Source organism: Mesorhizobium sp. M7A.F.Ca.CA.004.04.2.1, assembly GCF_004022825.1.
GTDB lineage: Bacteria > Pseudomonadota > Alphaproteobacteria > Rhizobiales > Rhizobiaceae > Mesorhizobium.
Map to the genome: position 1 here is coordinate 1 of NZ_RZPH01000046.1, position 13359 is coordinate 13359.

Annotated in this window: 6 protein-coding genes; 1 reads left to right on the top strand and 5 read right to left on the bottom strand. The window is 59.2% G+C overall.

What is annotated here, in order from left to right; all coding sequences use genetic code 11:
* Nucleotides 1-148: 148 nt before the first annotated feature.
* The 5 genes from EN893_RS04045 to EN893_RS04065 all read right to left on the bottom strand — a co-directional run bounded on the left by EN893_RS04045 (nucleotide 149) and on the right by EN893_RS04065 (nucleotide 12534).
* On the bottom strand, nucleotides 149-661 hold the full coding sequence (locus tag EN893_RS04045; RefSeq protein ID WP_063169420.1) for a three component ABC system middle component: 513 nt from the start codon (nucleotides 659-661) through the stop codon (nucleotides 149-151).
* The gene (locus EN893_RS04050; protein WP_063169421.1) at nucleotides 658-1824 is read right to left on the bottom strand and encodes an ABC-three component system protein; all 1167 of its coding nucleotides are present in this window, start codon (nucleotides 1822-1824) and stop codon (nucleotides 658-660) included. Before EN893_RS04050 ends, EN893_RS04045 begins: the two co-directional genes overlap by 4 nt.
* Nucleotides 1825-2147: 323 nt before the next feature.
* Nucleotides 2148-5621 (bottom strand): AAA family ATPase, encoded by a 3474-nt coding sequence (locus EN893_RS04055; RefSeq protein ID WP_063169422.1) that lies wholly within the window; start codon nucleotides 5619-5621, stop codon nucleotides 2148-2150.
* A complete protein-coding gene (locus tag EN893_RS04060; RefSeq protein ID WP_063169423.1) occupies nucleotides 5618-6877 on the bottom strand; it encodes a DNA repair exonuclease in 1260 nt (419 codons plus the stop codon). The genes EN893_RS04055 and EN893_RS04060 overlap by 4 nt, the downstream gene beginning before the upstream one ends.
* Nucleotides 6878-6948: 71 nt before the next feature.
* Nucleotides 6949-12534: a DUF3320 domain-containing protein gene (locus EN893_RS04065; RefSeq protein ID WP_063169424.1), complete on the bottom strand. Its 5586-nt coding sequence runs from the start codon at nucleotides 12532-12534 to the stop codon at nucleotides 6949-6951.
* 600 nt (nucleotides 12535-13134) lie between these two features.
* On the opposite strand from EN893_RS04065, the gene EN893_RS04070 reads away from it, so the two are divergent.
* Nucleotides 13135-13359 (top strand): MucR family transcriptional regulator (locus tag EN893_RS04070; RefSeq protein ID WP_348632458.1); only part of this gene is annotated, 225 nt, incomplete at its 3' end.

A 13359-nucleotide genomic window follows, 5' to 3' on the forward strand; every position in this document is an offset into this window, starting at 1 on the left:
GACAGTAATCAACAATAGGGATAACGGCGGACTTCCCGGTCTTCGACGCGCCGCTGATGACGTTGACGACACCGGGCTCGAACTTGACGACCCGCGGCGCTGCACCATTGCGGGGCCAAAGGATCAGTTTTCGAAGCTGGAAATACATCTAGAACTCCACCCGTAACAGGTTGGCCACCTGCGCGGTCCCCAGGTTCGAAAACCAGAAACCCAATTTCTCCGAGGCAGGTCCGAGGTGCTTGACGCGCTCTGGAAGGACGAGCCTCCTCGGTTTCGGTTCTGGTACGTTTGCTCTTAAAGTAGCATCCTTGTAATCCACGGACAGCAGCCGCCCGCTCACACCGACAGCGGCCGATTGCAATGTCAGAGTACGCAGCAGCAGCGCTCGCTCGTGGACGGCGAGGAGTTGTTCCCGTTCCTTCCCGAGCTTGGCCGCGAAGAGCGCCAGTCCAGAGGGTCGGTTTGTCGAAGTCACGATTTCGAGCGTTGCGCGATGCAGGACGATTGGCAGCACGAGAAACGCCAAGGCGAACGGCGCTGGACGTTCGTCCTCAGCCTGGAAACCTTGGCCAAATTGCCACAATGCGAAAGCCCCAAGTCCTGGATTCTGGACAAGGGCGAGGTCGCTGAGCGGTAGGTGCGATCGGCCAGCCTCAATCAAGTCGCTGGCTCCAAAAGAGTCTGGTAGTCGGGATGCCAGCCGAGGCGCAGGCCGTGGGCAAGGGCGTTGAATGATCCGTGGACGAAATGACCGGGGACGACTCGACCATCGAGTGGAGGCTGCAACTGCGCGCAGCGCCTGTAAACTATTCTACCACGAACCGTTGCGGGGTGTCCGGCCTGTATGTCGTGCACCTCTGCACTGACGTGCTCATAGCGACCGACAAGATCATCGTCCCAGTCACTTAGGTTCTTCTCAAAGATTAGCCCGCTTTCGCCCCAGATCGAGATGTCGGCGAGCGTCCTAAGGTAATCGCTAACAGCCCGGACGCACGCTTCGTCTCCCACCTCGATCAGCTCGAGTTGGCGGACGAAGGCGGGACGGTCGGCGATCAATTGTTCGATGGCCTCGACAGGCGGTTGCTTGGTGAAAGACGACAGCAGCCCTGGAAGGTTGTTCTTCTGAACAAATGCTCTTTGCTCGGCCTGAAACGCGTCCACGTCCAAGATGGCGGGCTTGCCAGCTCTAATCAGCCTGTCCGCCGCCTCCTTCGCAGCGCCGATCGCGCGTTCGCACACTAGGTCGATGATGAGCGGAGAGACCGTCGGCTTGAAGATCGCGCGTATCGGATCGACGGGATCTGCATCGACGCTGATAACGGCGAGATTCTTGACCAAGGCGGCGCAATGAGCCGCATCAGCGTTCAGGAAAGCTTGGACGTCGGCGTCGCATGCCGGTGCAGCTTTCAGCTTGCTGTGGGCTTTGGCGAGGTTAGCGACCAGCGCCTCCACGTCGGCATCTGTTTTCGCGTCGTTCAGCGCGATCGCGAAGGCACCCGCCTTCACCGGTGTGACATATAGCCGGAAATGGCTGGTCGCCGGGTCGATCTCTCCCGCCGCCATGAAGCTGAGCCAGTTGGCCAGAGACTTCCACAGGTCCGCAGCCCAGTCGGATATCGGATTTTGCTTCAGTGCGCTCTTGCTTTGCTCAAGAACGACTTCGCCGCCGACCAGGTGAACCGCCACATCGTCTAAATGTTCAAGAGAGACCAAGGCGCCGCTAGGCGCGTTGAGCAGGTGAAAGCAAAGGCGTACAGGTTGAAGCGCATAGCCGAGGTATTGGCCAGCGGCGCTGTGTTTTCCCGTTTGCGTCTTCGCGTTCATTGCCCATCCCGTTCTCCCGAGTCGCACCGGAAGAAGCCAGTAACGATATTGGTATAGTTCGCCGTTGTTTACAATTGGCGCCCCGGCGATAGGACGGCTAGGCGCGATACAATTGCTGTTTAGGGCCAGCTCTCGAAGTCCAGATTCGGCAGGACAATGAATTTGCAGGACGTCCATTATGGGCACATCGGGGCCGTCTATGGCTCGGGCGATATGTCCGCTTTTGGACGAACGCGAAGTTTGCCGGAACGTCTGACTTTGGGCGCATACTTGCCGTCAAATTCGGCGTCCTTCACTGGTTCGTTCACGTATTCCGGAGAAAATTACTGTGCGAGTTGATGGATCCTCGTTCCCGGTACGACAGCCTCAGCTATTTCACATAGATGCTTATGGTGCGTCAGGTAGATGACCTGACCTGTGTTTGCCATCGCTCCGAACAGCCTGAAAACCTCCTCCGAGCGAATATGGTCGAACGTCTCCATGATGTCGTCGGCGACGAATGGGACCGAGGGCCGAAATTGCGCGAACTCGTAATAACCGGCGAGTCTTAGGGCAAGGTACAGCTGAAATCGTGCACCCTTTGAAAGCGCTTCGGTGACCTTGGATTGCCCGTCACCCTGCACAGCAATGAGAACCTCACCACCTCTTACAGGCTGGGTTGTCAGCCCCGAATACTGGCCACGCGTCATTAGCTTGAACGCGTCTGATGCGCGCGCCATCATGCCGGAGCGATGGCTCTCACGGTAGATCCGCAAAGCATTGCCAGCCGACATGATGCCAAGCTTCAGCTCTATGTAGCGAACGGCCTTCTCCTCGATTTCCAGCAGGGTTGTGCGCCGTTCAGCATCCAGGCGTGCAACCGCACTATCACCGCCGATGGCGTCCAGCTTGTCGGCCGCGCGCGTCTGCCGGATCAGCTGTTGCTGGATGGTTTCATCGAACAGGCGAAGCCGCTGCTCACCCTCAGCCTTCTCGACCGCGAGGCCGTCGAAATCGATCGCGTCCAGGATCGAGCGGGCCTGCTCGAATCCGTCGACCGCGAGCTCCGCCACTATCCGTTCCTCAAGTTCGGCGACGGTGGTGCGCAAGCCATCGCGCTCACGCAACAGCTCATCGCGTTCGACTACCTCGGGCAGAGTGGCGACACCAAAGACGCCCAGCACCTCGTTCTTGCGGCGTTCGTGTGCCAAAATCTCAGTGTCGAGGATGTCGCGCGCCTCCTTGAGGCGCTTCAGGTCGTTGCCGAGGCTTGCCTTCGTTTCACGTGTCCGCTCGGCACGCTCTAGGCGCTCGGCAAGGCGGATGGCCAACTGCTCCGGGTCGGTATCCTTCGTCGGCTCGTCGGCTTCAACCGCAACGGCGATGACCTCGACCAGAAAATTGGCCCTGTCGGCCTCCATCTTGTCGATACGCAGCTGCAGGTCGTCCCGTTCCTGCAGGCTTCTTGAAAGTTCGGCCAATTGATCGAGCACAGTGCCGACGCCGGATGCGGAGAGCCCGCTTTCGAGCCAAGTTCCCTTGAGTGCTTCGGTAATGCCGGCCAGCCATTCCTCCTCGCGACGCTCCGCCACACCTACTGCAACCCGTCGTGCCGCTAGATCCTCTTCTTTGGAGCTCACCATTCTGAGCGCCTCGGCATACTCGGCGTCCACCTTGCGCTGCCGATCCAGAAACGGCTCCGCGATGGCCATGATTGCTTCGAGGGTGTCGTTGGACTCTGATACAATGCCGACGCTTCCCAGCACTGCTCTCATTTCCAAGCGTATCTGCTCGCCGGCGTCAGCGGCTCGCTCGGCCTTCAAGCGAGCAAGTTCGATCTGCTCCCAGGCAGCGAGCGCATCGCTGCGCGCCTCGATCTGATCCTCGATCCTTTCGATCAGGCGCTCAGACGAAGGTTCCACGGCGTCTCCGAGCAGGTCCCTGGCGGCCGCGCGGATTTCCAACAATTGGGTATCCACATCCTTGCCGAGCTGTGTGCGTTGGATGCCGTTGCGTGACAGGTTGGCCGCGGCCTCGGCCAGCTCGCGCGTAGTTGCCCGGATCTCAGCCAGATCCGCCGCGCCGGCCAGCCGGCCTGCGCTGGCAATGTCATCGCGCGCCAATGCCACGGCGAAGTCGTCAGCGGTGTCACCGGTCAGCGCTGCGCGGTGCGTTGCCCACGCATCATCGCGAACTCGGCGGATGGCGGTAGCCGCTTCATCGTCGACAATGTCGCCCGAGGCACGAAGGGCATCCAATCGTGCGGCGAGCATGGCATGGTTGCCCTCGTATTCAGCAAGGCGTTCGGCAAGTACGGCGGTGTTCCTTGCCAGTTCTGACGCTACCGTCTTCCAGGCGGCAATCTGCCCGGCGCTCGGAACCGCGACGTTGGCGAGAGCGAGGGCATCTCCGTTCCATGGACGCAAGCGCGCGAGCGCCGCCTTCCATCGGATTGTTCCCGCATCTTCCGCCTCGCGAGCCGTCCTAATCTCTGCCTGGTGTCCGCTTGCTCGCGCTTTCGACAAAGCCGAGCCCAGCCTTGCCCTGGCAGGTTCGGGCACCGCCCTTTCCTCGCCGACCCGCTGCCTTGCCACCTGCAGCGCATCGAGTGCCGCCGCGGCTTCGTCGCGAGCGGCACGCATCCCGGTAGCAATCCCGGACCTCTGCTCGACCATGGCGCGAACGACGCCAACGGTGACGGCAGGCAGAAGCAGCGCGCCAGGATCCGCCTCGGAAGATCGGCCCAAGGCGGCAAGGCAGCTCGCCACGCTGTTGTTGAGGATTTGCAGCTCCATCCTGCGAGTGGGCAAGTCAAAGCCAGCCGCGGTATGGCGCACCTTGCTCTCCGCCAGCCCGCGAATGCGTTCGGAAATCGACAGGATCGGTTCGTCCTCGTCGACCGCAGTGACTTTTTCCGCCAGGCGCTCGGTCTCGTCGATGTTTGCGGACAGCCGCGTTCTGAGGCTGGCATCGTCATCGATCAGTTCGGTGACACTTCCCGTCGATGTCCGGGCTGGGGAGGCGATGTCCGGCAGCTGATCCAGCCGGGCAATCTTGCGCCGGATATCCGCCAGCATCGGCGCAGCACGCACGTAACGAGCAAAGGTATCCAGCCTGGCCACCAGCACCGCCCGATCGCTGATGGTTCGGCCGTACTGCTGCGCTGCATCGAGACGTTCGGCCTCCAGGCCCTCGTAGGTTGATGCAAGGGTGTCGATCGCATCCCTGCGCGACTTTACGTCAACAAGGCGCTTCTTCAACAGCGCCAGTTCGGTTCCATGCGCCTGCTTCCGATACAGAGCGTCTGCTTCGGCCTCGAGGGCGTTCAACGTATCACTTGCGTTCCCAAGACCGGCGCTGGCCGTGAACAGAAGCTTGCCGAGGTCGCCCCGCGACTCCAGGATAGATTTTCCGCCGGCTTCCAACGTCTCGTCATCGAGTGAGAACATCGTCGTGTAGGCGTCGCGCGACAGACCGGCGAGATGCGCCGTGATCGCCACCTCGCTTACCGGTTGGCCCGTCGCATTCAATAGCGAATTACTGCGCTGTTTCGTACGCGTGAACGTGTGTTCGGAGCCGGCCAGTTCCAGCACCCCGCCGATGCGCATGGCACTGTACTCGTGCAGGAAGTTGTAGCGGCTCCGTTCCTCGATGCCGAACAGCAAGTCTAGATAGGCCGAAAGCGCAGTCGATTTGCCGGCCTCATTCAGGCCAAACACGATATGCAGATCAGGTCCGGATTCCGGTTTGGGTCCGAAGTCGATCGAACGATCGGTGAACTTTCCATAACGAATGAGGTCAAGGCGCCGCAACCTCATGACGATCCACCGGCCTTAAGGCGGGCAGTCACCAAGTCCGCGCCCTTGGAAAGCACCTGATCGAGGAACTGTTCCAGCCCGGCTTCGTCCGTCCCAGCAAAATCCCGCCCGTCGGCCGGAAGGTCGGCGACCATCTTTTGGACGAACGCCCTCGCCTCAGCGCGGAAGGCCTCCGAGGTGGCATCGGCACGCATTGATTGCTCGAGTTCGAAAATCGGATCAGCAATATCCTCGGCGGTCTCCGTCCGAGGCGGCGCGAGGTCAAGCTCGAGCTTCTCCACCCACGTATGGCCTAGCTGTTCCGCAGCCTGTTCGGCTTCGGCAAGAAGGAGGTCCCTGTCGCGGATCAGCGCCCACATCAGTGGTGACGTTCCTGTCAGGCCAATGCGAGCCACAGCATGACGCGATCGGACGGTTGCCCGCATCTCTTCGAGTGCGAAGCGAACACGCGCGACGGCCTCGGGCCACTCCACCGCTCCGGTAAGGTCGACGCTCACCCGTTCGAACTGCGCAACGCTGGTCAGCCGTTCCTCGATCTCCACCGAACGGTCGTGGCGCACCGTCACCAGGGTGACTGATTTCTCACCGGCCTCGTTGATATCCCTCCCCTGCGGTATTCCCGGCATCACCACGGCACTGGCGCCAGGATGGACTTGGCGAGCATGGATGTGGCCGAGGGCCCAATAGTCGAAACCGTGGGCGTGCAAGTCAGCGATGCTGCAGGGCGCGTAAACGTCGTGACCTGGCGATCCAGCCAGACTGGTATGCATGATGCCTATGTTGACGGCCCCTTCACGAGCCGCCGGATATTTGGTTAACAGGCTGTCCGGCGCCTTAGGGTTCGCAAAGCTCAAACCATGGAATACGACGTCCAGACCGCCGGCTGTCTGCAATACCGACTGAGCACGACCACCAAAGATGGTAACGGTGTCGGGAAATACCAGCTGTTTGGAAATCCGCGACAGGGCGTCATGATTACCGCGGATCTTGAAAACCATGATGCCGGCCTGGTGCAGGCGTGTCATCTGCGCGCCCAAGAACCGCGCTGTCTTCATTGAAGTCTGGTCGCCATCGTATAGGTCGCCAGCAATGACCAACGCGGCCACACGTTCCTCAAGGCAGAGATCCACTATCGAAACGAATGCCTGGCGGCTGGCGTCGCCCACCAGCCCGGCAAGATCGGGATTTCGCATCGCCAGCGAACGAAGCGGCGAGTCGAGATGAATATCGGCCGTGTGTACGAATCGAAATGCCATTCGGCCTCCGCCAGCAAAAGAGGTGTTCCGAGCTTCGACAGAAATTGCAACGAGGGCGCTGCAGCGCCCCGTTACACTTCAGCTAATTTCTCGCTCGCGGATTCGCCGGCCACCAACAAGCCGTCTTGGGACCGTAACACTCCTTTGGCAACCAAATCGGCGACCCCAGCTGAAATCAGCTGCCTTAATTGTGCGCTTGTGGCTTTGAAGCCCAGCATCCTGGCAACGCCTGTGGCGATTTCTTCCTCTGTCGCACCGAGGTTGGATTTCACGACTTCCATAGCGCCTTGGGCGACCTCGTCCTGCGCAATCATTTCGGGCTTGCGCAATCCAGCGGACACGACCCCACTGCGATCCCTGAGACGAACAGGAACACCTGGCTTGAAGCAGAAGTTGCCTCGACGGGCTACTGAACCACCTCTCTGTGCTATGCTTACCCCCCGCTCGATTGCATCCTGAATCCTGCCACCGGCCCGCTGCAGACCCCAGGCGTCCCGAATACGCGAAACTATTTCGTCGACATGGATTGGCGTTTCTGTAGCCACGACCTGCTCGACCAGTCCGGCCATGATTCCGCTGGGCGTCTCGTGGAGTTCGAACGATCCCGGTCGCTTTAGTTCGGCCTCTTCGTAGGCTCGATTGGGTGTCTCGGATCCGTTTGTGCTTTCGAGACCGATTTCCGTCACGTTGCCTCGGTCGACCGTAACAACCTGCACGGCTACAGCTCGATTTCTCTGGACCCCCAATTCGGCCCGCTCATCGAGTTCTTTTCTGGCGGCCTCAATCGCTAGTATGGTTCGCTCCAGCTGCTCACGAGGCCGTTGGAACCAGTCAGCGCTCCAGATGCGATGGATGATCCAACCATGGTCTTCCAGAACCGACTGCCGAAGCCGGTCTCGATCTCTGGCCGAGCGAGATGAGTGATATTCTGCGCCATCGCATTCGATGCCAAGAATATAGCGGCCTGGCCTCTCTGGATCCGCAACTGCGAGGTCGATGAAGAAGCCGGCAATGCCCACTTGAGCATGAACCTGATAACCCATTTCGATCAGCGCGTTGGCTACCTGTTCTACAAAGATTGAATCCATTTCGCGAACCGTGACTTGGGCAAGCGAAATTCGCCCTGTTCTCGCGTAGTGCAAGAAGAGCTTGAAGGCGAAGATGCCTTTCCCTTTGCCACGCTCCAGGTCGATGTCCTCGTCTGTGATGGACGCGAATACTTCGCAGCTGCGCTTGGCGCGGCTTATGAGGACGTTGAGCCGACGCTCGCCGCCTTCCGCGCCAAGAGGGCCGAAACGCATGGCCATGTATCCCTGGGCATTCTTGGCATACCCCACCGAGATCATGATCACGTCGCGCTCATCGCCTTGAACATTTTCGAGGTTCTTGACGAAGAATGGCTCGCTTGGATGAGCGTGAAAGAATTCCTCGGTGTCGGGATTTAGTCGCCGCAGCGCTTCGAGTTCATCCTGGATCGCGCGGCGTTGGCTAACCGAAAATGTTGCAACGCCTAGAGTCTCTTGCGGGTTCACCTTCGCATGACGGATGATCGCCTCCGCTACTGCTCTCGCCTCTACCGGATTGGTTCCTGTGCCGCCGGAATCGAAGACCCCCTCCGGCACATGATGAAACCGCAACCCCATACCTGCCTCTTGGGTATAAGGGCTTGGCACGATGAAAAGCCGGTTCTCGTAGAACTGGCTGTTCGATACTGCGATTAGAGATTGGTGACGGCTACGGTAGTGCCAGCGCAGCATACGCTGCGGCAAGCCGCGGGCCGTGAACAGGCCGAGGATGCTTTCAATGTCGGCGACCTGCGCGCCCTCACCCTCGTCATCTTCAGACTGCGAGCCTGTCATCTTCGCGAAGAATGTCGTGGGTGGCAGTTGGCGTTCGTCGCCAACGACGACCACCTGACTGGCCCTGGCGACCGAGCCAAGTGCGTCCACGGGCTGGATCTGAGACGCCTCGTCCATCACGAGCAGATCGAAGGACATCCGGCCGGGCGACAGGAATTGCGCCACCGAAAGCGGGCTCATCATGAACACTGGCTTCAGCGCCTGGATGGCAGGGCCTGCCTTCTGCATCAATTGCCGGATGGGCATGTGGCCTCGTCTGCGCGCCATCTCAGAACGAAGCAGTCCGACAGGTCCAGCTCCGCCGTCTCTTGAAGGAATTTTCCGGTGATGAGCCGTTACAACTTCGATGGCGCCGGCCTTGATGCGCTGGCGGTCCAGATCTGCGAAGTCACGTACAGCCCTGGAATGCAGTTCCCCGTCGAACCTTGCCAGCTCCGGCTCATCGGTCGCCATCGCCAGAAACATTCGTTCGTAGTAGGCCATATCAAAAACTGATCGAGCCGATCCTGTTGTAATCTGGCCGTTGGCTAGGCCGTCTATCAACTGTCCCAGTCCAGCCTTTCGGGCCGTTTCGGATCGCTCTTCATAGGCAACCCATTTCGAGAGCTGCTCCTGATGATCGAGCCAACCCTGCAGCCGAGAAACGACCTCGCCTATCGCGACGTCCGGAAAATCGACTACTCCAAACAAGGAGGGAGCATCGGCTTTCAAATCCCCTGTAAGCGCCTTCAATTCCCGCGCTGCCGCTTGGGCCGCTTCACGTGCTGAACGTGCCGAGTTTGCGATCTCGATTCTTTCAGGCAACCGCGCAGCCAGATGTCGGATCGAGCCATTTTCTTTCAGCCAAAGCTCGGCTTGCGTGAGAGCGGCCCAATCGGATCCTCGACCGTGCCACGACGAGCCGAATACGAACTTGCCAAGGCTCTCTCCCGCATCGATCCCTTGAGCAAGTGCTTGTAGTCTGCCTAGTCGGCGCAGTAGCTCCACCCGCTCAGTGATTAGATCCGGAACGTCAGTCAGAACCTGTCGTGACGCATCATCGGCTTGAGCTACAGTGCTCGCCTTCGCTTCCATCAGTTGCAGCGAGGCCCGCTCGGCGGAAGCCACGTCGCCTAGCATGGATGACGCGAGGTGCCCGAGATCGTTCCAGAAACCTTCGATAATTGGCCGACCGATTTCGATAACCTTGCGAACGCGCGCTGCACGCGCACCGGCCTCGGAGCGTTCCGCCATCCGGCCGGCGATAATCCGAGGTTCGGGGCCTAGCCCTCGTAGAGTCCGCATCCACTCCACTAGCGCGAGCAGTGGCGCGGAAGCCGATCGCTCCCCACGCCAATCTGCCCCGAAGGCGGAACGGCCAAAAGCGTCGCCTTCGCGGACTCTTGCTGCGGCAGCCTGACCCTTCATCAAAAGGTCGAGGAGACCAACTATCTGCGTCGCAGGCGCGCTAGGGTCGACCACAATAGTCCGCGCAAGTGCTGTGGCGCGACGGTAGTCGCCGTTCAATGCTTTCAATATTCCCGTGTGTGTGGCGAGCGCCTGCCGCGCCGCGGCCACCTCGGTGCTCCACGCCGCGTCAACAACCTTGCCCTGAAGGTCGGCTCTGGCAGCCTCAAGCGTCGCTACGCTGTCGGCAAGGTCGCCTGCCTGCTCAAGTCCGGAGTCCCAAACGGTGGCTGCGAAGGCCTCCGGACTTGCGTCAGGTGCTGCCGCTACTCGCTCGCCGGTCACGGCCAGCCTGAGCAAGCCTGCCAACGTGTCTGGCAATATCGCCGATCCGAGTTCCTGATTCAGGCGCTCAGCTTCTTCCCTCAAGCGTGGGAGCAGAATGGTGAGCTGTCGCGCACGATGGAAACCATCTTTCGGAAATTCCGAGGGAAGCTTTGCAAGCTCTGTCTCGAGACCTTCAATTGGCGTGTCGATAGCCGTTGCCGCCAACTGCTCCGAAAGTTCCTCGGACTTGCGGGCGAAATCCGTTCCTGACCAGAGAAGCGATGAAATGTCTTTCGGACGCTCATCCCATACCGGCGAGACGAGCGCCTCGGCAGGAAGTCCAGGCGCGGACGCGAGAAGCTCAGCGCGATCTTCTATCTCGCCGCTGTCGCTGAGAATTTTCGGAGGCTCGGCCTTGATCCGCTCAGCGATACCGACCAGTTTGGCGTGCAGTGCCTTGGCTTGGTCCAGCAACGCCGCGATGCGTGGGACGAGCCTCTCAATGGTCGTTGGAAGAACGACATCCAGGCCAACTCCCCGCCACGGGTGGTGGATCGGCAAGCCGATCTCGTTGATCCGCTGAGAGACCTCATCGAGCAATTTGCGACGTTGCGAAACGCCGTCAGTTGTCCAGCTTGTGGCATCCGTAAGTTCGATGTCCACTGGTTTCTGACCGACCTGCCTTAGTCGGGTTAGCTGGCCGAGAACCTGATAAGGAGTGAGTTCGGACGCTCCGAACGCAACGTGCATTCGTGCAGCATGTGCGTTGAGTTTATCGCGAGCCTCCAGCAAGCGATCAGTTAGGGAAGAAGGAAGCTGGCCCCTGGGCGATCCGAGTTGCCAGGTTCGCCGCAGCTCCTCTAGCATCATGCGCTTGTTCGCCTTGTTACTATGCAGCTCAAGGCAGGCGTCCCCCACCCCAGCAGTGTCAAGCCGTCGCTTGACGACCTCCAGCGCTGCCATCTTTTCGGCCACGAACAGCACGGTCTTTCCGTCGGCAACGGCCGACCCAATAATGTTTGCGATCGTCTGCGATTTTCCTGTCCCAGGCGGACCTTGGATAACGAGGTCGCGACCTTTTCTGACGTCATGGATCGCCAGTGTCTGAGAACTGTCACTGTCGACGATATGCAACATTTCGGCGGGCGCAATGTGCGGATCAATCGCTATGTCGTCCGACATAAGCGGCTCGCGTGTTTCGAAACCATCTGAAAGAAGCGAGCGGATCTTCGGTTGTTCGATAATCTTTGCGCCATCGGGCCAGAGATCCGGATCCAGATCACGGTACATCAAGAACTTCGCAAACGAGAAGAAGCCGAGCACCATATCGTCGCGAAGCACCTCCCAACCCTCTTTGGTCGAAATTGCTTCGGCAACGGCATCGAGATAGGCCGAGACGTCGAAGTCATCTCCCACCTCAAAACGCGGCAGAGCGAGCTTGTGAATGCGGTCGAGATAGAGTTCCAAGGAGAGGTTTGCGGTAAGATCTTCCGGCCGGGCTCGTAGGCGGAATTTTTCTCCAGCGGCCCCTCGCTCAAGCCGAACCGGCACCAAAATGAGGGGGGCCTGACGGATGTTCTCTTTGTTGTTCGGGTCAATCCACTTCAGCATTCCAAGGGCCAGAAAGAGGATATTGACGCCCTGCTCTTCCTCGAGTGTGCGGGCATCATGGTAGAGATCAAGGAGCCGCCGCTGCAGCCCAGTTGGGGTCATACGCGTCTGCAGCTTGGTGTCCGAGTGCCGCGCGGATATCCCTCTGTTATCGACTCCATCGTCCTCTGGTTGGGCGAGAGCGACGGGGGAATAGTCGATCTCTTCGTCTGGAGGGCTGCTTTCATCCTGGCCCGCTTTCGGCCTATCGGGCTTGCCGGCCAGGAAGGTAAAAGCCTTTCCTTCGGTCACCAGCAATCGATAAATTTCGGACGACTTCTCATCGACGATATCGATCGTCTTCGCGCTCTTGGAAAACCGCGGCACATTCAAAAGTCGATTGCGGGCGGAAAGATCGAGCAACTCCATCCTGGCGCGCTCGAGTTTCTCCTTTAGAGGGAGATCGCTTTGGAAGACTGACTGTTTTACGTCCAAGACTTACATCCCCTTTGAAAGGAGAACCAGCTAGAGCCCGCGTAGAGCGTTCGCGCAAGAAAAAACAGCCGTGTTCAATTAGAAACGACTGCGATCACTTCTGGACACCGTCCAATATTGCGACGTGTGATATGGGTCAGAGCCTGCATTCTTGGCCCCCTTTGCCTAGTCGCTATCCGACGAGGATTCTCGCTCCCTGCCCCCGTATTTAGCCGCCTCCACAATGTCTTTTTCTGACACAGAGAGTCCGTTGCGGACCCGAATGGCTCCCGCACTTGGAACGCGGTCCAATTCAGATCCAGTCTTTGCCTTATCCTTCTGGGGCTTAACCTCCGGCGGCGGGTCTTTCGAAAATGTCATGCGTAGGTCCTACTCGTCCAAATCTAAATGCATCCGCCTGTGAGCCTCAAGCCGCTTTCCTGGTCATACAAAGAAAACGCCGCGCCCAATCAATCCACCGTCTCTCGTGGTTCCGCATTCTGATTGGCGCTTTAACATTCATCACTATTAGCGCCTGGCATTTAGTATCCTCCCTCTACTGGTTTTTTTAGCCGATAAGTAATAGATCGGGATTTCACTGCAGAAGTCCGGAGCCATGAAGTGACTGACGAAATCCAAAATACGGCCACCGCGCTGATGGAGCTTACCGCCGATATCGTTGCGGCTTATGTGAGCAAGAATTCAGTGCCGGTCTCCTCATTGCCGGACCTTATTGCCAGCATCAATTCGTCATTAGCGCGTATCGGCCAGCCGTCCGAACCGGAAAAACCCGACCAAGTTCCCGCGGTCAACCCCAAGCGCTCAGTCACTCCAGACTACATCGTC